The 19,517-nt window shown below is 64.5% G+C and carries 11 protein-coding genes; 2 read left to right on the top strand and 9 right to left on the bottom strand.

Going from position 1 to position 19,517, the window contains the following annotated elements; translation table 11 throughout:
- Window positions 1-84: 84 nt before the first annotated feature.
- The 4 genes from AQ12_RS09875 to glmS form a co-directional block, all read right to left on the bottom strand.
- The gene (locus tag AQ12_RS09875; RefSeq protein WP_048439683.1) at window positions 85-1,494 is read right to left on the bottom strand and encodes an MFS transporter; all 1,410 of its coding nucleotides are present in this window, start codon (window positions 1,492-1,494) and stop codon (window positions 85-87) included.
- A 41-nt stretch (window positions 1,495-1,535) separates the two neighbouring features.
- Entirely contained in the window at window positions 1,536-6,806 is a 5,271-nt protein-coding gene (locus tag AQ12_RS09870; RefSeq protein ID WP_048439682.1) for an AAA family ATPase, read from the bottom strand.
- Complete coding sequence (locus tag AQ12_RS09865) at window positions 6,803-11,968, bottom strand: AAA family ATPase (protein WP_369799010.1); 5,166 nt, start codon at window positions 11,966-11,968, stop codon at window positions 6,803-6,805. Before AQ12_RS09865 ends, AQ12_RS09870 begins: the two co-directional genes overlap by 4 nt.
- A 225-nt stretch (window positions 11,969-12,193) precedes the next feature.
- Window positions 12,194-14,044, bottom strand: coding sequence for a glutamine--fructose-6-phosphate transaminase (isomerizing) (glmS, locus tag AQ12_RS09860; RefSeq protein WP_048439681.1), 1,851 nt, complete (start codon window positions 14,042-14,044; stop codon window positions 12,194-12,196).
- Between the two features lie 121 nt (window positions 14,045-14,165).
- Here glmS and AQ12_RS09855 point away from each other — a divergent pair, with 121 nt between their 5' ends.
- Window positions 14,166-14,675 (top strand): Lrp/AsnC family transcriptional regulator, encoded by a 510-nt coding sequence (locus AQ12_RS09855; RefSeq protein ID WP_048439680.1) that lies wholly within the window; start codon window positions 14,166-14,168, stop codon window positions 14,673-14,675.
- Window positions 14,676-14,679: 4 nt separating this feature from the next.
- Here the strand turns inward: AQ12_RS09855 and glmU are convergent, their stop codons facing one another.
- The gene (gene glmU, locus AQ12_RS09850; protein ID WP_048439679.1) at window positions 14,680-16,086 is read right to left on the bottom strand and encodes a bifunctional UDP-N-acetylglucosamine diphosphorylase/glucosamine-1-phosphate N-acetyltransferase GlmU; all 1,407 of its coding nucleotides are present in this window, start codon (window positions 16,084-16,086) and stop codon (window positions 14,680-14,682) included.
- 67 nt (window positions 16,087-16,153) lie between these two features.
- Here glmU and AQ12_RS09845 point away from each other — a divergent pair, with 67 nt between their 5' ends.
- Complete coding sequence (locus AQ12_RS09845; protein WP_238587692.1) at window positions 16,154-16,972, top strand: DUF6279 family lipoprotein; 819 nt, start codon at window positions 16,154-16,156, stop codon at window positions 16,970-16,972.
- 45 nt (window positions 16,973-17,017) lie between these two features.
- On the opposite strand, the gene AQ12_RS22740 is transcribed toward AQ12_RS09845, so the two are convergent.
- From AQ12_RS22740 to AQ12_RS22085, 4 genes are all read right to left on the bottom strand, one after another.
- On the bottom strand, window positions 17,018-17,206 hold the full coding sequence (locus AQ12_RS22740) for a hypothetical protein (RefSeq protein WP_152682740.1): 189 nt from the start codon (window positions 17,204-17,206) through the stop codon (window positions 17,018-17,020).
- Between the two features lie 134 nt (window positions 17,207-17,340).
- Window positions 17,341-18,330 (bottom strand): MBL fold metallo-hydrolase, encoded by a 990-nt coding sequence (locus tag AQ12_RS09840; RefSeq protein WP_048439677.1) that lies wholly within the window; start codon window positions 18,328-18,330, stop codon window positions 17,341-17,343.
- A gap of 60 nt (window positions 18,331-18,390) precedes the next feature.
- Window positions 18,391-18,987, bottom strand: a complete 597-nt coding sequence (locus AQ12_RS09835) for a TetR/AcrR family transcriptional regulator (protein ID WP_048439676.1) — start codon at window positions 18,985-18,987, stop codon at window positions 18,391-18,393.
- A 30-nt stretch (window positions 18,988-19,017) separates the two neighbouring features.
- Complete coding sequence (locus AQ12_RS22085; protein WP_053076651.1) at window positions 19,018-19,497, bottom strand: DUF2917 domain-containing protein; 480 nt, start codon at window positions 19,495-19,497, stop codon at window positions 19,018-19,020.
- Window positions 19,498-19,517 lie beyond the last annotated feature (20 nt).

Raw genomic sequence — 19,517 nt, 5'->3', positions numbered from 1 at the left:
GTTTCATTCGAGAGTTGTTGTGTCTGACCACGGTACTGTCCGGCCTATTGACTTGTCAACCTGCTCATCAATGGGATAGCCCCACTATCGGGTTTTCACCGGCAGGAGCGCAAAAGCGGAGAGCACGAGGACCACCAGCGCAGCGGCCCAGATCATCCGGTAGCCGCCGGTTGCAGAAAATACGACGCTCGCCACGATGGGGCCCATCACCTGCCCCAGATTGATGGCGAACTGGCCGATCCCCATGTCGCGCCCGGCATGGTCCTTGTTGGGGAGCACGTCGATGAGCAGGGCCTGGTCCACCACGAGAAAGGTCCCCACTGCCATGCCGGCCAGCACGGTCTGCACGTAGAGCGCAGTCAGGGTGGGCCAGAACAGGGGCACGATCATCGAGGCCGCAAAAAGAAACGAAGCGCCGATGACAAAGGGCCGCCTGCGCATGATCCGGTCTGACCATCGACCCGTGATCACCATGGCAAGCAAGGTCCCGGGAAACGTGACGAGGTGCATGATCGCGACCGTTTTGGCGGCCTCCGCAGCACTGAGTGCAGGCTGTATGTACGACTGCAGCATGTACACGCTGTACACCGCGCTGGTCGACCAGCCGACCATCACGAGAACCCGCGCGACCCACACCCACCGGAAGTCTGGACTGCGCAAGGCGTGTGTGAACGACAGCAGGTGTTGCCGGGCGCTCACGGCCTGCTGGCGCATGGCGCTCGATGGGAGATCGCGCGACACCATCACGAACGACGCCGAGAACACGAACAGGGCGACCGCAAAGGCCAGGTAGCTGCCTACGCCGAACTTTCCGAACAGGGCGCCGGCGGTGACCGTGCCAAGCATGAATCCGACCAACAAGCCGACTCCTGCGACGGCGGACATCAGCCCGCGCTGCGCAGCCGGCATCCTGTCCGCGACAGTCGCCGCGAGCGGGCTCATGACCACGTTGCTTCCCACCTGGGTCACGACCCACGCCAGCAGCAGTTGCACGATGGACGTCGAGTATTTCATCCCGATCAAACCTGCCAGCGTCATGGCCGCTCCAACCAGGATCCAGGGCGCGCGGCGGCCCCAGCGTGATCGCGTGCGGTCGGATACGACGCCTATCAATGGCTGCATCAGCATCGTCGCTGCGAATGCGATGGACTTGAGCATCGAGAGGTTGCCTGCCTTGGCCGTCTCATACGCTGCCAGGGCGTCCAGCAAGCGCTGCTGCTCGGCGGTTGCTTTCGCGGCGCCTGCTGCGATCTGTGCCTTCAGTGCCACGAGTTCCTGAAGATTGACCGAAGCCATCGCGCCTGCAAAGAACTGCGCGAACTCGATCTGTTGCACATGCAGCGGGATCAGCACGCTGCCCACACCACCCCACAGCGCCGAGCCAGCCAGCGCGACAAGGCCGTAGGCGATCATGTAGCGGCGCATGTCCCGGCCGCGCTCGTAGGTAAAGGCATGCGACTGGTCAGGCGCAGCGGCGTTGTCGATCGTGTTCATGGGGATTCCAGACATTGAAGTGCGCCGCTCAGGTCCGTAACCTAGACCTGGAGCGGCAGATCGATGATGAAAGTCGCACCGCGTCCCGGGCCGTCGCTGTGGACGGCGAGCTTGCCGCCCATCTCTGCAGCAGCCACCGCGCTGCTGTGCAAGCCGAAGCCATGGCCGCTGGCACGAGTGGTGAACCCGTGGGCGAAGAGCCGAGGGAGGTTTTCGGGTGCAATGCCCTCGCCCGTGTCATGCACGGTGATGCGCAGGCGTTTGCCGTCCTGGGCCTGTGCAAGCCCGATGCCCAGGGTGAGCTGGCGCGCTGGCGCAGGCACGCGCTCCATCGCCTGCGCCGCATTGCGGATCAGGTTCATCAGGATCTGCACCAGCCGCTGCTTGTCCAGCGCAGAGGCGGGCACATCCTCGTACTGGCGCACCACCGCAGTGCCGCTGCGGCTGATGGTCTCGGCGCTCAGGTGCAAGGCTTTCTCGATCAGCTCCTGCGGCTGCGTCATCTCCAGCACGCTGGAAGGTCCGGCGTGCGCCTGTTGGGTGGCCACCACGTAGATGATGTGATCCACGCCCAGGGAAAGACGATCGAGGTCGCCCAGCGCCTGTTCCCGCTCCGAGCGAAGCGCTCCCACGAGCTGGTTCAGGTAGGGCCACAGCTGCTTGCCGCGAGGGTCGGTTTCGATGAAGCCGGACAGGTCGTGCTCGTGTTCGTTGATCAATTCGACAGCGCGGGTGAGGCCCTCGATCCTGGAGTTGCCCAGCGTGTTTCGCAGGACGTCAGTCGAAACGTTGATGCTATTGAGCACGTTGCCCACGTTGTGCAGCACGTTGTTGGCGATCTCGGCCATGCCGGCGCGCCGCGCAGTGGTGACGAGCTGGGCCTGCGTGTCCTCCAGTTCGCGGGTGCGTGCCTGCACCCGCTGCTCCAGGCTTTCATAAAGCTGGGCGTTGGCCAGCGACACGGCGAGTTGCCCGGCGACGAGCATCACCGCGTCCAGCCGCTTCGCATTGAATGCCGCCGCACCGAGCCGGTTTTCCAGCAGGAGCATCCCGCGGGCGAGCCCCTGGCTTGCGATGGGGACCAGTAGCAGCGAACACACCGGCACGCCCGCGAAATACGGGTCTCGCGCAAACCGGTCATCGCGCAGCGCGTCGTCCACCACGAGCGCCTCGCCGGTGCGCTGCGCATAAGCGAAGGCCGACAGCGGCAACAGTCCGCATTCGGCGGCCTGCGCCACGGGCATCGAGGGCTGGTCGAGCGCGTGAGACAGCAACCACCACTGCCCCTCGTTGCATGACAGGACCAGGACTTTACTGGCCCCGCTCAGGGCAGCCAGCACCTCGCTGACCCGGGCAGTGAGCCGCTCCAGGCTGGTCTCGGAACTGAGCGCCTGCGACGCCCGCAGCACGCCCACCAGATCCAGCACATCCGATGAGACGGCGCCGCTGCTCTGGATGGAATGTCCCGCGCTGCTACCAAGCTGCGACGTAAGGCTGCGAGCCGGCGCCTGCAAAAAAGAATGCGCGCGCTGCATCTGGTCGACCTTGGCCTTCGCACCCCACGCCGCGTAATGGTCACGCGCCCTCGCCAGCAAACCACGGCCAGTGCCGGTCATTGCCCGGTCCAGGTGGAACAGTCCTGCGCGTTCGGTGATCAGCGCCCGGTGCCACGGCCGCTGGCGGCTCTCGGCTTCAACAACGGCCGCATCAAAGGTGGTTGCTGCCTTCCAGAAGTCGCCCATCGCCCAGGCCTGCTCGGCATCCACCAGCAGCGACAGGTGCAGGAAGTTGTAGGGCTGGTCTGCAGCGCGGCCTGCCAGCCAGTTGCGCAGGGATTCAAGCTCGGCGATCTCTGCGTCGGTGCCCGCGTCGCCGCGCTGCATCTGCCACGCCAGCGCCAGCGCGACGAACAGAACGCTGTGCGCAGTCCGATACTGACCGAAATTCACCCCCTGCATTCCTGCCATCGCGTCAGGCCCGTACCGCTTCAGTCCGGCCAGGTCACCGGCGATCAAGGCCAGGAAGGCGCGGTGCGGCAAGAAGTGCATGAACGGGAGATGGCCTGCGCTTGCCTTGAACGCCTGTTCATTGAACTGCTCGTCGTCCAGGCTGGCCAGCGCGCGCGTCTGTCCGAGCAGGGCTCGCATCAGTTGCCTCTCGCCCATGTGCAGCCCCCCGGCAAGGCCGTTGCCGGCGCGTCGACACAGGGCAAGCCCCTCTTCTACCTGGGCTTCACAACGCTCCAGCGTTGACGCGGCGTCCAGCAGTACGGTGCATCGTGCAAAATTAAAATAGCACGCAAAACTGGCGTCTCCCTTTGCTTGCATGACTTCAAACGCGCGCGCAGCATGGTCGAGCGCATTTTCAAGAGGCTCGAACCACGGACATACGCTGCTGGCAAACAGGTATCGCGCGGTCGCCGTGCGCACCTCGAAGCCCAGTGCTTCACCCACAGCAATCAGGTGGCGGGACATGTTGTACCCGGTTCGATAGGCTTGCCGGACCCCAATCACCATATTGCCTATATTGCCCATGCAGCCCACCAGCTCCGCACAAGGGCCATGCTCGGCCCAATAGCGCTGCGCCTCCAGCAGTACCCAGGCTTGCGCATTCAAGTCCCTGGTAGAGACGGTCGAGCCCACGATTCGGCCGAACAACTTGTAGATGCCCAGCAGCCGCCGGTCCGTGGTCTGCGCTCGCCTCGAATGATCCAGCTGACTGTCCTGGCTGACCCACTCATCCAGGGCGTCCAGCCGCTGCTCCCTGTCGGGATGGCTGAAGTCCGCCGGCACGTGCACCCCCAATTTCGCCAGCAACCGTACGGCCAGCGCGATCGCCTGGTGCGCACGGCCGCGCATGTCCAGGCTCTTGATCTGCAGGCAGGCCGCTTCGATCAGGTCGAGCGGGTCCTGCACGCGCGACTCGATGCTGGCATAGAGAACATCGGCCTCGTCCGTACGGCCAAGGGAGTACAGGGCGCAATGGCGCGCCGTGTCGATCTCGCGTCGCAGCGCCGCGTCGCGAGGGTCATCAACGGCCGCGAACAACGCGCAGGCGGCCGCCAGGTAGCGTTCGGCCAGCAGGTAGGTCGCCGCGCTCGCGAAGGCTCGCGCAAGGCCGTGGAACAGGTGCGCGGCGCGCCGCTGCTCTTCGGGTTCATCCAGCAGGTCCACACAGGCCATGTACTGCTGGGCCGCCTCGCTTTCGAAGCCCCGGCCGTGCGCCAGTCGCCTCGCCATCGCGAGCTGGCGCTGGCCGCGCAGCGCGTGGTCCATCGCGCCCAGCATCGCCTGCTGCACGCGGTCATGCCGGAAGTTCACGGTGTTGTGCCCGCCCGTCTGGTCTGCCACCAGCAAGCCATCTTCCAGCGGGGCCTGCAGTCGGTGCAGGAGCTCACCACCGGTCAGTCCGACGGCGGCACACACCAGCTGGTCTTCCACCGCACTGCCCAGGCAGCTTATGAATTCCAGCAGCTCGCGCGAGGCCGCTGGCAGCCGGCTGATGCGCGCGGCCAGCAGGTCCACCACGTTGCCCCGGCCGATGAAGCGGCGCACCTTGACTTCGTCCCACTGCCAGCCCGATTCGGACAGGCGCAGCACGCCGTCACTTCGCAGTGCATTGATCATCTCGACCGTGTCGAACGGGTTGCCGCCTGTGAGCACGTTCAGGTCTTCGGCCAGCTTGCGGGCCTGCTCAGGCGCCAGCCGCAGCATCTGCCCGGCCAGCTCGCTCATGCCGGCCAAAGTGAGGTTGGCCAGCGCTATGCGCAGTGGTGGCCGGGCAAGCTGCTGCCACCGCACGAGCATGTTCGCCAGGTGGTGGTCTGCATCGACCTCGCCAGAACGATAGGCCCCGACCAGGAGCACGCCTCGCAGCTGCGGGTCCAGCATCAGGCGTTCGAAAACCCGCAGCGAAATGTCGCCGGCCCATTGCAGGTCGTCCACCACCACGACAAGCGGACACTCGGGTGAAGCGATCGCCAGGAGCAGGTCCAGCATGGCTTGCTGCAGTCGCAGTTCCGCCTGGCGTGGGTCAACCTCCGGCACTTCGGCCTGGGGCCCCAGCAACAGCGCAAATTCGGGTGACGCCAGGGTGACCAGGCCGGCATGGCGGCCCAGCCTTTGCAGGATGCGCTGCCGCTGGTCTTCTACCTTGTCGCCGGACTGGGTGAGCAGCAGGCGTCCCAGCGATCGCAAGGCCTGCGTCAGGGCCCCCGTCGCAGACCCGTCCTTCTGGTACTGGTCAAACTTGCCGTAAACGAACCAGCCGCCGGCTGCGGCCACGACGGGCCTGAGTTCGTCGATCAGCGCGTTCTTGCCCACACCGGCAGGGCCATCGATCAACACCGTGCGACCCGGTACTTGCATCGATTCGGCAAAGGCGTCCAGCAGCACGGCCCGCTCGACGTCGCGACCGACCAGCCGGGCTGGCGCCGTCAGCCGCGCTGGAAAATCGCGCTCGCCCAGTTCGAAGACGCCGCTGCGCCCCTGTTCAAGCTCGCCTCGCAAACGCTGCAGGTCGTGCAACAAGCCCTCGGCGCTCTGGAAGCGATGCTCCGGCGCCTTCGCGAGCAGCCGCAAGATGATGTTCGACAGCCCGCGAGGTACACGCGCATCGACCTGCCGCGGCGCCACGGGCTCTCGCACCAGATGGTCATGAATCAGTTGCAGTGGGTCAGCTTGCCCAAATGGCGGACGGCCGGTTGACAACTCATAAAGCGTCGCACCCAGCGCGTACAGGTCAGCGCGCTGGTCCACCGCGCGGCCGGTGCGCCCGGTCTGCTCCGGCGCCATGTAGCTCAGCGTGCCCACGACCTGGCTGTTCGGCTCCACGGCAAGATGTTGTCCAGCGGGCACCGCCAGGTCGAAGTCGATCAACAAGGCCCGCCCCGACGCGCACAACACGATGTTCGCCGGGTTGATATCGCGGTGTATGACCCCGGCCCGGTGAACGCCGGCCAGCGTGCGTGCCAGTTCACACGCCAGCGACAGGACCGTGTCGATGTCCAGCGGTGCGGCTTGCAGCGCCTGCGCAAGGCTGATCCCGCCGCAATCGCGCAGGGCCAGGATGTCGGCGCCATGCGCCCCGGGGTCCAGCTGGACGACGCCCTCGATACCTTCCAGCCGCATGAGCAACTTCTTTTCGTTGCGCAGGCGCTGCGCAGCCAATGGACCCAGGTGTTGCTTCCAGATCACACGGCCAGCCGCCGATCCGTCCGCCGAACGAACGATGCGCGTCGACGCACTTCCATACAGAGTCTCGTCGGGTCCATCGCCGTCTGTGGGCAGGGCAGTGATCGCGTACAGGGTCACGGCAATTCGATAGTGAAGGTCGCTCCGCGTCCCGGCCCGTCGCTGTGCACCATGAGTTTTCCACCCATCTCCTCGACTGCCACCGCACTGCTGTGCAGGCCAAAGCCATGGCCGCTGGCGCGTGTCGTGAAGCCGTGCGCAAATATCCGCGTGAGGTTCTCGGGCGCGATGCCCTCGCCGGCGTCCTGCACACTCAGGCGCAGGCGCGCAACGCCTTCGACGTCGGCCCGTGCAACGCCAAGTGTGAGCCGGCGCGCCGTGGCAGGCCCGGTTTCCATGGCCTGCGCCGCGTTGCCGATCAGATTCACCAGCACCTGTACCAGCCGCTGCTTGTCCAGCGCCGAGGCAGGCACTTCTTCGTAACGGCGCACGACCTCGATCTTGCAGCGATTGATGGTCCCTGCGCTCAGTTGCAGCGCTTTTTCGATCAGCTCCTGCGGCTGCGTCATCTCCACCACGCTCGACGGTCCGGCGTGCGCCTGCTGGGTGGCCACCACATAGATGATGTGATCCACGCCCAGCGACAGCCGGTCAAGATCGCTCAGGGCCTGTTCCCGCTCCGCGCGAAGCGCCCCCACGAGCTGGTTCAGGTAGGGCCACAGCTGCTTGCCGCGAGGGTCGGTTTCGATGAAGCGGGACAGGTCGTGCTCATGCTCATTGATCAACTCGACTGCGCGTGTGAGGCCGTCGACTCTTGATCTGGCAAGGGTGCCGCGCAGGACGTCGGCCGAGACGTTGATGCTGTTGAGCACATTGCCCACGTTGTGCAGCACGTTGTTGGCGATCTCGGCCATGCCGGCGCGCCGCGCGGTCGCTACCAGCTGGGCTTGCGTTTCCTGAAGCTCGCGGGTGCGCGCCTGCACCCGCTGCTCCAGGTTTTCATAAAGCTGGGCATTGCCCAGCGACACCGCCAGCTGCCCGGCGATGAGCATCACCGCGTCAAGCCGCTGCGAATTGAAGGCAGCCGCACCGAGCCTGTTTTCCAGCAAAAGCATGCCCCGCGCAGCCGCCTGTCCGGCGATCGGCACCAGCAGCAGCGAGCACACCGGCAGGCCGGCAAAGTACGGGTCGCGCGAAAACCGGTCGTCGCTGGTGGCGTCGTCCACGATGAGGGCCTGGCCGGTTCGCTGCGCATACGCAAAGGCCGACAGGGGCAGCAATCCCTGCTGCACGGCCTGCGTCACCAGCATCGACGGCTGGGTCGGCGCGTGCGACAAAAGCCACCACTGATCCTCGTTGAACGACAGCACCAGGACCTTGGTCGCGCCACTCAATGAAGCCAGCACCTCGCCGACCCGGGCCGTGAGCCGCTCCAGGCTGGTCTCTGAACTGAGGGCCTGGGACGCCTGCAGCACGCCCACCAGATCCAGCGTGTCCGGCGACACGGATGCGCTACTTTTGATCGATTGGCCCGGATTGCTACCCCTTTGCGAGGTCAGGCTACGCGCTGGTGGCTGCAAAAAGGCATGCTCGCGCTGCAGCTTCTTCACCTTGCCCATGGCACCCCACGCCTGGTAATGGTCGCGCGCCCTGGTCAGCAGGTGACGCCCGGCGCCGATGACTCCGGCGGCCAGGTTGAACAGGCCTGCGCGTTCGGTGATGAGGGCCTGATGCCAGGGTCGCTGACGGGTGTCGGCTTCGAGCACCGCATCATCGAAGGTGATGGCCGCTTTCCACAGGTCGCCGAGCGCCCACGCCTGTTCTGCTTCGACGAGCCGCAGCAGATGCAGGAAGTTGTAGGGCTGGTCGGTCGCGCGCGCCGCCAACCAGCTGCGCCACGACTCCAGTTCTTCGAGCAGGGGCTGCGCCTCTACGGCCGAAAGGTCGCCCACCTGAACTCGCCAGGCCCGCGCCAGGGCAATGCACAGGTACGAATGCATGGCCCGGAAACCGGCATGGATACCGTGCTCATGTGTCATGACGTTCTCGGCACGACGCACGAGTTCGTGGACTTCGCCTGATATCAGTGCCAGAAACACGTGGCCGCGAAGGATGTGCAAGGGCGACATCTGACCGATGTTCGCCATGAAGGTCTGCTCATTGAACTGCTCATCGTCCAGGCTGTTGAGAGCCCTGGTTTGTCCGCGCAGCGCGCGCAGGGTCTGCTTCTCGCAGGCATGAATCGCCGACGCCAGCGAGTTTCCGGTGCGTCGACAGATCGCCAGGCCGATATCGACCCTGGCATCGCAAATATCAAGCGTGCGCGTGACTTCCAGCGACAGCACATAGACCGGAATATTGAAGTAGCTCCCGAAAGAGGCGTCGGGGCCGACCTGCGCAACCTCGAAGGCTCGCGTTGCGTGTTCGAGGGCGTTTTCGAGCGGCTCGAACCAGGGACAGCTGCGACCGGAAAACAGGAACCTTGCCGTCGCGGTCTGCGCGTCGAAACCAAGCGCCTGACCCACGGTGATGACATGGCGCGAGGCCTCGTATGCCGTTCGGTAGTCCTGTCGCCTGGCAATCAGCATGCTGCCCAGATTGCCGAGGCATCCCACCAGATCGGCACTCGGACCGTGTTCGTCCCACAAGCGCTGACTCTCCAAGAGCAGCCAGGTGTACGCATTCGCGTCCGCAGCATAGTTTGCAGAACCCACCATCCGGGCCAGCAACTTGTGGATGCCCAGCAATCGGGGATCGTGCGGCTGCGCTCTTTTTGAATGATCGATCTGGCCGTCCTGCCTGATCCATTCACGCAGTGCGTCCAGCCGTTGCTCGGTGGCCGGGTCGGCATAGTCTGGCGGCACATGCAGCCCCAGTTGCTCCAGCAGGCTGCGGCCCAGCAACATGCCATCGACCATGCGTGCACGCATGTCCAGGCTTTTCATCTGCAGGCAGCAGGACTCCACCAGATCGAGCGGCACCCTCGTGCGAGCCTGGATCCTGTCAAACAGAGGGTCGGACTCCTTCACCCGCCCCATCCCATACAGCACGCGATGACGCGCCACATCGATCGCCAGGCGCAGCGCTTCGTCACCGGGTTCGTCAAGGGCGGCCAGCAAACCTTCAGCCGCCGCCATGTAGCGTTCGGCGAGCAGGTAGGCACCCGTACTGGCCAGCACCTGCCCAAGACCATGGAGCAGATGCGCAGCGCGCCTTTGCTCTTCGGGCTCATTGAGCAGGCCGAGACACGCCAGGTACTGTTGGGCCGCTTCGCTCGCATGGGCTGGCTCGAGCGCCAGTCGCCGGGCCATTGCCGCCTGGCGGCTGGCGCGCTGCGAATCGTCCATTGCGCCCAGCATCGCCTGCTGCACCCGGTCATGCCGAAAACGCACGCTGACCTGCCCGCCCGTCCGGTCTTCGACCAGCAAGCCGTCTTCCAGCGGTGCGCGCAGCCGCGATTGCAGTTCGTCATCGCTGAGCCCAATGGCGACGCAGAGCAACCTGATTTCGACCGCACTGTCCAGGCAGCTCATGAATTCGAGCAGCTCACGCGAGGCAGCTGGCAAACGGCTGATGCGCGCGGCCAGCAGGTCCACGACATTGCCCCGTCCGACGTAGCTGCGCACCTTGGCGTCGTCCCAGGTCCAGCCGGACTCGCCCAGCATCAGCAACCCGTCAGCGCGCAAGGCGTTGATCATTTCTACCGTGTCAAATGGGTTACCGCCGGTGAGCACGCTCAGCGCATCGGCCAGACCACGCGATGGCACAGGCGCCAGCCGCAACATATTGCCGATCATTTCGCTCACGCCGGCTGAGGTCAGGTTGGCCAGTGTGATCTGCAACGGCGGCGGGGCATGCTGTTGCCAACGCGCGAGCATCGGTGACAGAACATGTGCGGCATCGACCTCTTCCGGCCGGTAGATGCCCACCAGCAGCAACCCGCGCAATTGCAGGTCCGTCATCACGCGCTCGAAGACCCCCAGCGAAAACGAGCCCGCCCACTGAAGATCGTCCACCACGAAGACCAGCGGACACGCCGGTGACGCCACCGCCGCAAGCAGGTCCAATATGCCCTGCTGAAGTTGCGACTCCGCCTGTCGGGGCTCCACCTCCGGCACATCGCCAGGGGTTCCCAACAACAGCGCCAGCTCGGGTGACGCCGCCGCGATCAGCCCCACGTTGCGGCCTACGCTGTGCAGGATCTTCTGGCGCAGGTCGGCCACCTTCTCCGCCGACTGGGTCAGCAGCAGTCGGCCCAACGCCCGCAAGGCCTGGGTGAGAGCCCCTGCCGCGGACGCATCTCGCTGGTATTGGTCGAACTTTCCATAGACGAACCAGCCCCCAGCCTCTGCCACCACAGGCCGTAGTTCATTGACCAGCGCACTCTTGCCCGCACCAGTAGGGCCGTCGATCAACACGGTATGCCCGGGCGTGAGCATCGCATTGGCAAAAGCGGTCTGCAAGGCAGTCCGCTCGGCATCCCTGGCTACCAGCCGGACCGGCGCGACCAGTCGGGCCGGAAAATCCCGTTCGCCCAGCGCAAAGACGCCGCTGTGTCCCTGATGGAGCTCGCTGCGCAGCCGCTGCAGATCGTGCAGAAGGCCCTCGGCACTCTGGTAGCGCTGCTCCGGCGCCTTGGCCAGCAGGCGCACGATGATGTTGGACAAGCCATGCGGAATGCGCGCATCGACCTGCCACGGCGGCCTGGGTTCGCGCACCAGGTGGTCGTGAATCAGCTTGAGCGCGTCGGCTTGCTGGAACGGCGGGTGGCCGGTAGCCAGTTCATAAAGGGTGGCGCCCAGCGCATACAAATCGGCTCTCTGGTCTACTGCACGGCCGGTGCGCCCGGTCTGCTCCGGCGCCATATAGGCCAGGGTGCCCACGAGATGTCCGTCCGGCTCAACGTCCTGCTGGTGCGTGGCAAGCACCGCCAGGTCGAAGTCGATCAACACAGCCTGGCCGGTTGTGCACAGCAGGATGTTCGCTGGATTGATATCGCGGTGGATGACGCCTGCGCGGTGAACACCGGCAAGGGCGTGTGCCAGTTGGCACGCCAGCGACAGGACGGTGTCCATCGCAAATCTGCCCGGCTCCAGCGCCCGCGCATGCGCATGCGCATGCGCAAGGCTGATTCCGCCGCAATCGCGCAGGAAAAGAAAGTCTGCGGCGTTCGTCCCCTGGGCCAGCTGGACGACCCCTTCGATGCCATCGAGCCGCCTGAGCAAGCTCTTCTCGTTGCACATGCGCTGCGCTGCAAGAGCGCCTAGATATTCCTTCCTGATCCAGCGTCCTGCGGCCGACCCTTCTGCACAACGGACGATGCGTGTCGACGGACTTTCGTAAAGCGTCTCGTCTGGCCCGGCGCCATCAGAGAGCGCGGAATTGATCGCGATGGACGAAATGACAACTCCGGGCTGGAAGAGTTAAAACTGATCACTAGCGTACTCCAGCTCATCCGGCGTCGCAATCGCGTCAAACGCGATATGCACCTGTTACATCTGACCGGCTCACTCCACCGTCACGCTTTTAGCCAGGTTGCGCGGCTTGTCCACATCCGTTCCCCTTGCGCACGCCGTGTGATAGGCCAGCAGCTGCAGCGGCACCACATGCAGCATCGGGCTGAGCGGGCCGTAGTTCTCGGGCATGCGGATGACGTGGATGCCCTCTTCGCTTTCGATGCGGGTGTCGGCGTCGGCCAGCACATAAAGCACGCCGCCGCGCGCGCGCACTTCCTGCATGTTGCTCTTGAGCTTTTCAAGCAGGGCATCGTTGGGTGCCACGGTGACGACCGGCATTTCGCTGGTGACGAGCGCGAGCGGTCCATGTTTGAGCTCACCGGCTGCATACGCCTCCGCGTGGATGTAGGTAATCTCCTTGAGCTTGAGCGCGCCTTCCAGTGCAATGGGGTAGTGCAGGCCGCGACCCAGGAACAGCGCGTTTTCCTTGTTGGCGAAGTCTTCGGACCAGCTGATGATCTGCGGCTCCAGCGCGAGCACCGCCGAGAGCGCAGCAGGCAGATGCCGCATCGCTTTCAGGTGCTGCGCCTCCTGCTCTTCGCTGAGCAAGCCCTTGACCTGCGCGAGGACGAGCGTCAGCAGGAACAGTCCCGCGAGTTGCGTCGTGAAGGCCTTGGTCGATGCCACGCCGATCTCGGCGCCGGCACGCGTCACATACGACAACTGGCACTCGCGCACCATCGCCGAAGTGGACACATTGCAGATGGTCAGCGTCTTTGTCATGCCGTGGCCTTGCGCATGGCGCAGCGCGGCGAGGGTGTCTGCGGTTTCGCCCGACTGGCTGATCGTCACGACCAGGGTCCTGGGGTTGGGCACCGAATCGCGGTAACGGTATTCGCTGGCGATCTCGACCTGCGTGGGAATCTTCGCGATGCTTTCCAGCCAGTACTTGGCCGTGCAGCCGCTGTAGTAGCTCGTGCCGCACGCCAGGATCAGCACCGAATCGACTTCCTTGAAGACACGCAGGGCGCCGTCTCCAAACAGTTCGGGAACGATGCCGTGCACGCCTTCAAGCGTGTCTGCCACCGCGCGCGGCTGCTCGAAAATCTCCTTTTGCATGTAGTGGCGATAGGGGCCGAGTTCTGCCGCGCCGCTGTGCGCGTTCACGGTTTTCACTTCGCGCGTCACCGGCTTGTGCGACTTGTCCACCACCCAGTACTTGCCCAGCTGCACGTCGATGACGTCGCCCTCTTCCAGGTACAGGATCTGGTCGGTCACCCCTGCCAGCGCCATCGCATCGCTGGCCAGGAAGTTCTCGCCGCCTTCCTTGCCCACACCCAGGATCAGCGGTGAACCGGCACGCGCGCCGATGACACGGTGCGGCTCGTCCTTGCAGAACACGGCGATCGCGTAAGCGCCGTGCAGTTGGCCGACAGCCGCCTTCACCGCCTCGAACAGGTCGCCGTCATACAGGCTGTCCACCAGGTGGCAGATCACTTCGGTGTCGGTCTGGCTCGCGAACTCGTAGCCCTTGGCCTTGAGCGCGTTGCGCAGCTCGACATAGTTTTCGATGATGCCGTTGTGCACGAGCGCGATACGGCCTGGCCTGCTGCTCGCATCCTTGCCCGGGCCATGACTGAAATGCGGGTGCGCGTTGTGAACCGCCGGGACGCCGTGCGTGGCCCAACGGGTGTGGGCAATGCCGGTTGTGCCTTCGACGTGCTCGTCGCGCGTCTGCTCGATCAGGGTTGCGACACGGTCCGTGCTGCGCGCGCGCTTGAGGCCACCGGCATGGACGGCCACGCCGCAGGAGTCATAGCCCCGGTACTCCAGGCGCTGCAGGCCCTGCACGAGGATGGGGACGATATTGCGGGTTGAGACGGCGCCGACGATGCCACACATGTTGAGAACTCCTGGATTGAGGCGGCAACTGTAGGCTCGCGGCAAAGAAATATGTGATCTGAATAGTGGATTACATGGAATCCAATTTCATCGCTGCTCTACTGCAGAATATAATTTCAAAATGTCAAATAATTCGGAATCAACGATTGTTCTGGATGGTACCGACATCGCGCTGTTGAACCAGCTGCAGCTGGACGCGTCGCTGACCAACCAGGACCTCGCACGCCGGGTCCATGTCTCGCCTCCGACCTGCCTGAGACGCGTCAAGCGCCTCCACGATGCGGGATTCATCGAACGCCAGATCGCCGTCCTGAATGCAGACAGGCTCGCGCCGCAGCTGGGTCACGGCCTGCAGGCGGTCGTCGAAATCACGCTGGAGCGACAGGGGCAGGAACAACTCGAAGCGTTCGAAGCGCGGGTGATCCAGGACGACGCGGTGCAGCAGTGCTACCGCGTCTCTCCCGGCCCGGATTTCATCCTGATCGTGTTTGCGCACGACATGCCGGGCTACCTCGCGCTCACGCAGCGGCTGTTCACCAGCGACGCCAATGTGCGCAACGTCAAGGCGTTCTTCTCGGTACGCCGCGCCAAGTTTTTGCCGCGCATGCAGCTCACGCCCGGCAACGCGTAAAGACTCAGGACGGCTTGGGCGGTTTGGTCGGCCGCTTCCAGTTGCTGATGCTCACCTGCTTGCCGCGCGCCACAGACAGCGTGCCGGGTTCGGTGTCCTTGGTGATGGTCGAGCCGCCGCCCACGGTGCCGCCACGGCCGATCCTGACCGGTGCGACCAGCACGCAGTTGCTACCGATGTGCACGTCGTCTTCGATCACGGTCTGGCGCTTGTTGGCACCGTCGTAATTGGCGGTGATGGAACCCGCGCCGTAGTTCACGCGCTCGCCAACAGTGGAGTCGCCGATGTAGGCGAGGTGGTTGGCTTTCGAGCCTTGGCCCATCGTGGCATTCTTGATCTCCACGAAATTGCCGATGTGCACATCGGCTGCCAGGTTTGCACCGGGACGCAGTCGCGCGAACGGGCCGATCAATGCGCCGGCGCCGATGGCCACACCCGCGCTCTCGCCATCGATGTGCGTGAACGGATGGATCCTGGTGCCCGCGCCTATCGTCGCATTCGCAATCACGCAGTTCGCGCCAATCCGCACGCCCTCGCCCAGCGTGACCGAGCCCTCGAAAATGCAATTGACGTCGATCTCCACGTCCTGCGCGCAATCGAGCGAGCCGCGCACATCGAAGCGTGCCGGGTCTGCAATGCGAACGCCCGCTTCCATCATCGCGCGCGCCTTGCGCAACTGGTAGGCGCGCTCAAGTTCCGCGAGTTGCAGCGGGCTGTTGACGCCATCGACTTCGACCTTGTCTGCGGCCTTCACCGCGACCACGCCCGCGCCATCGTGCACCGCCATGCCGACGATGTCGGTGAGGTAGTACTCACCCTGCGCGTTATCGTTGGTCAGCTGGCCCAACCAGCGCTTGAGCATCGCGCTCGGCACAGCCATGAAGCCGGTGTAGACCTCGTGGATCTCGCGTTGCACGGCGCTCGCATCCTTGTGCTCGACGATGGCCTGCACCGCCTCGCCCTTGCGCAGGATTCGTCCGTAGCCTGTGGGGTCGGGCATGTCCACGGTGAGCAATGCAAGGTGCTTGCCGTCGCACGCATCGACGAGCGACTGCAAGGTGCCCGGCTGGATCAAGGGAACATCGCCGTTGAGGATGAGCGTGGTGCCGTCATCGGGCAACTGGGGCACGGCCTGCTGCACCGCGTGACCCGTTCCCAGCTGTGGCTCCTGCCGGGCGAATGCCACAGTCTGGAGTCCTGCCGCATGGGCCCAGCCGGTGACAGCCGCCTCGACCTCATCAGCGCCATTGCCTGTGATGAAGACAAGTTTCCGGGCCGCCAGCGGCTTCACGCTGTCCATCACATGGGCCAGCAGTGCACGACCGGCCAATCGGTGCAACACTTTGGGCAACCGGCTTTTCATGCGGGTTCCCTTGCCCGCAGCCATGATCACAACATCGATCGAACTCATGCATATTCCTTGTCGCTGGAACCTTGCGTCCAGGCTTGCCCGGATTATCGGGGGGCTGGTGCTCGCCATGGGGCTTGCCTCGTGCAGCGCCATCAAGCTGGGCTACAACAATGTCGATGAAATCCTGTATTGGTGGATCGACAGCTACATCGACCTGACCAACGTGCAGGACACACGCGTTCGCGAAGACCTGGACCGCCTGCACCTGTGGCATCGGCAGCGCGAATTGCCCGTGATCGCCGACACCCTGCGCGCACTGGAGCCCGTGATTGCACAGGACATGTCGCCGGCACAGGCCTGCGCCTATGTGCCGGCGATCCGCGAGCGCGTCAACGCTGTGCTGGACCGGGCCGAACCCGCGATCACCACCTTTGCAATCGGCATCGCGCCCGATCAGTTCACCCATCTGCAGGGCAAGTTCGAGCGCGTGAACCGGGATTACGAAAACGACTGGATCCAGAAGGACGCGGCGTCCCGCAAGGAAAAGCGGTACGAGCAGATGCTCGATCGCGGCGAAATGGTTTACGGCCGGCTGGACGATGCGCAAAAGGCGCTGCTGCGAGCGAGCATCGACAAGTCGATCTTCGATCCGGTCCGCGCCCTGGCTGAGCGCAAGCGCAGGCAGCAGGACGTGCTGCAGACCTTGCGCCGGGCAGCCACCCAGCCGGTGAACCTGGAGGCAGCGCGGCTGCAGGTTCGCGGCTACCTGCGGCGCTTGCAGGCTTCGCCAGATGCTTCATGGCGCGCGTACGAGCAAGGCCTCATCAACGAGAGCTGCGCCATGCTTTCCGCGCTGCACAACAGCACAAACGCCGCACAGCGGGAGTCCGCGGTACGGCGTCTGAGGGCCTGGCAGCGCGACCTTCGGGAGCTGGCCGCGCAATGATCCGGGCGAGGACCCGGGCGATGGACTGCAACAAGCCCCAGTGGCTCAGCGCACCTCGCCTGATTGCGCGATACGCGCAGCGCTAGCGCGAAAACCAGTGTCAGAGCCGTCGCCCAACTGGCGACTGCCGTGCCAAGGCGATTGACCGCTGGCCGCCTGCTGCTGCTTTTGCTCGTCGGAAATGCGCCGGGGCTGCTGCTGCAGCACGCCTGGCCTGCCGTTTTTTGGGGACATCTGAAAGCTCCTGGATGAGTCAGCGCCTCAAACTGGGGCGCTTTTCGGGGAGCTTAGGAGCCGGCATCGAGCCGGCGTGTCAGCGACCGTGCGACCGGCATGTCAGCGCCGGCCTACAGCACCAAAACCGCGCGTCAGGCCTGCAGCGCCGCCCACATTTCCTTGTCGCGATCAGCCGTCCAGATGCGTGGGTTCTTGATGCCTTTGGCTTCGTCGTAGGCGCGGCTCACGTCGAATGGCAGGCAGTGCTCATAGATGAACACATGGCCGAAGATCGGGTCCATGCTCTTGCGGGTGTGGGCCATCGCGGACTTCAGGTCCATGTTGGCGGCGGCGGCCTCTTTAGCCGCTGCAAAGAGCGTCTCGACCCAGCGCTTGGTGTAGTCGAGTGCCTTGTTGACATCGGCTGCACCCTTCATCGCCTCGCCGCGACCGGGGACGATGGCTTCGGCGCGAAGCACACGCAGCGCTTCCAGCGTGGCAGGCCACTCTTGAAGGTGCGCATCGCCGGTATAGACACCTGCTTCGTATTCGACCAGGTCGCCAGAAAAAAGAACCTTTTCTTCTTCAACCCATGCAATCGTGTCGCCGCGCGTGTGGCCCGGGCCTGGATGCCAGATCTGGACCTGGACGCCGCCGAGGTCCACCGTCAGCTTGCCGGGCACCTCGCCCTTCACCGGATTGCCGCCACCGATCACCATGGTCGGCCAGGTGAGGCCCGGCACGCTTTCGGCATTGCGAAACAGACGCGGAAAGCGCTCCATCTCCGACTGCATGTCTTCCTTGCCGCGCTCGATGATGAGGTCCAGCGTTCCCTGGCTGGCAATGATTTCGGTCGCGCCTTCTGCGACGTACGCACTGGCGCCGAGCACGCGCACCGCGTGGTAGTGCGTCAGCAGCACGTACTTGATCGGCTTGTCGCTCACTTCGCGGATGCGGGCGATCAGGTCCTGCGCCATCGCAGGGGTCGCGGTGGCGTCGCTCACCATGATGAATTTCTCGCCGATGATCACGCCCGAGTTGGGGTCGCCCTCGGCGGTGTAAGCCCAGCAATGCGCGCTGAGTTGCTCGAACGTGATCTTCTTGTCGGCCAGGTCGGCCTGGCTGGCGAATGCTTTGGACATAACGATTCCTCGGGTTACTTCACCAATCGTAATCAATTACGGATGGTTGAATTGGCGCGCTCAGGCAAGGCCCTTGTCGAGCAGCGCAACCACCTCTTCAGCAAAGTCCGCATAGCTGAGCGGCCCGCCGGGGCGCAGCCAGGTGAAGGTCCAGTTGATCATGCCGAACAGCATCATGGTCACCGGTGTCTGGTTTGTCGGCGTCACCCGATCGGGATAAGCGCGGCGCAGGAAACGGGTGACGGCAGATACGACATCGCGTTGCCGGTTCAGGATCAGGTCGCGTTGCACCTCACCGAGAAACTTGGTGTCGCTCAGAAGCGCCACATGCCGCGTTGCCGAAGTCTGGTACTCAACCAGGAAGCTGCGGATCAGTTCATGCAAGGCTGCGCGGTCGTCAAGGTTACGCCGCTGCGCCGTGGCCTCGGCCTGCCCGATCACCGCCAGCAGGCGCTGGGTGTATCGGTCGAGCAGGTCGAACAGGATCGCTTCCTTGCTTTCGTAGTAGTGATAGAGGCGCGCCTTGGAAGTGCCGCTCGCAGCCGCGATGTCGTTCATGCTCGCGGCCGGGTAGCTCTTGTCGGCAAAGCACTGCGCGGCGATGTCGAGGATTTCGTCTCGCTTGAGTTCGTGCTGTGAAGACCTGGGCCGCGCCATGCGGACGATTATGCGGGTGCGAAAGCCGATCTATGCGGGCGCAAAGACCGTGCCCCACGCCAGCGCTGCAACACCTGCGGCCAGTCGCGCCAGTGCACGTCCACCGAACGAGACGGCCACGCGCAGGTCGGCCAGCGGCTGCGTCACCGCGCTGATGCGTGGCGCCGTGGCGCGCACAGGCGCAGGCAGCGGCTCCCAGCTGAAATAGGAAGGTGAGCGGTGCGTCCAGTTGGACGACTCGACCACCAGGCGCTCGCCGGCTCGCACGCGAAGCGTCTGGCCGGTCGACACGAAATGGTCGCCCGACTGGTTGCCCGCGCCGTTGTGAGGGCCGTCCCACGTCACCCAGACCTGCCCGTGCGCAACCTTGAAGGTGCCTGCTTCGCGCGGCTGGAGCGTGATGGCGCGGCCATGCGAAAGCTTCCAGGTGCCGGGCAGGGAAGCAGCGGCCGATTGTTGCGTGGATTGTTGCGCGAATCGTGGCGTTTGGGGGCGGGTTTGCAGCTCCATGGTTTCTCTCCGGGGTTCGC

Source organism: Caenimonas sp. SL110 (assembly GCF_001044395.1).
In the GTDB taxonomy this organism is placed as follows: domain Bacteria; phylum Pseudomonadota; class Gammaproteobacteria; order Burkholderiales; family Burkholderiaceae_C; genus Ramlibacter.
Note: the sequence above shows the minus strand (reverse complement) of the source record. Positions and strands in the feature narration are given on the sequence as shown.

Bases quoted from the DNA above. Each gene is read 5' to 3' on its own strand.
- AQ12_RS09875 (WP_048439683.1), bottom strand. From the start codon at position 1,494: ATGAACACGATCGACAACGCCGCTGCGCCTGACCAGTCGCATGCCTTT.
- glmS (WP_048439681.1), bottom strand. From the start codon at position 14,044: ATGTGTGGCATCGTCGGCGCCGTCTCAACCCGCAATATCGTCCCCATC.
- AQ12_RS09855 (WP_048439680.1), top strand. From the start codon at position 14,166: ATGTCAAATAATTCGGAATCAACGATTGTTCTGGATGGTACCGACATC.
- glmU (WP_048439679.1), bottom strand. From the start codon at position 16,086: ATGAGTTCGATCGATGTTGTGATCATGGCTGCGGGCAAGGGAACCCGC.
- AQ12_RS09845 (WP_238587692.1), top strand. From the start codon at position 16,154: ATGGGGCTTGCCTCGTGCAGCGCCATCAAGCTGGGCTACAACAATGTC.
- AQ12_RS22740 (WP_152682740.1), bottom strand. From the start codon at position 17,206: ATGTCCCCAAAAAACGGCAGGCCAGGCGTGCTGCAGCAGCAGCCCCGG.
- AQ12_RS09840 (WP_048439677.1), bottom strand. From the start codon at position 18,330: ATGTCCAAAGCATTCGCCAGCCAGGCCGACCTGGCCGACAAGAAGATC.
- AQ12_RS09835 (WP_048439676.1), bottom strand. From the start codon at position 18,987: ATGGCGCGGCCCAGGTCTTCACAGCACGAACTCAAGCGAGACGAAATC.
- AQ12_RS22085 (WP_053076651.1), bottom strand. From the start codon at position 19,497: ATGGAGCTGCAAACCCGCCCCCAAACGCCACGATTCGCGCAACAATCC.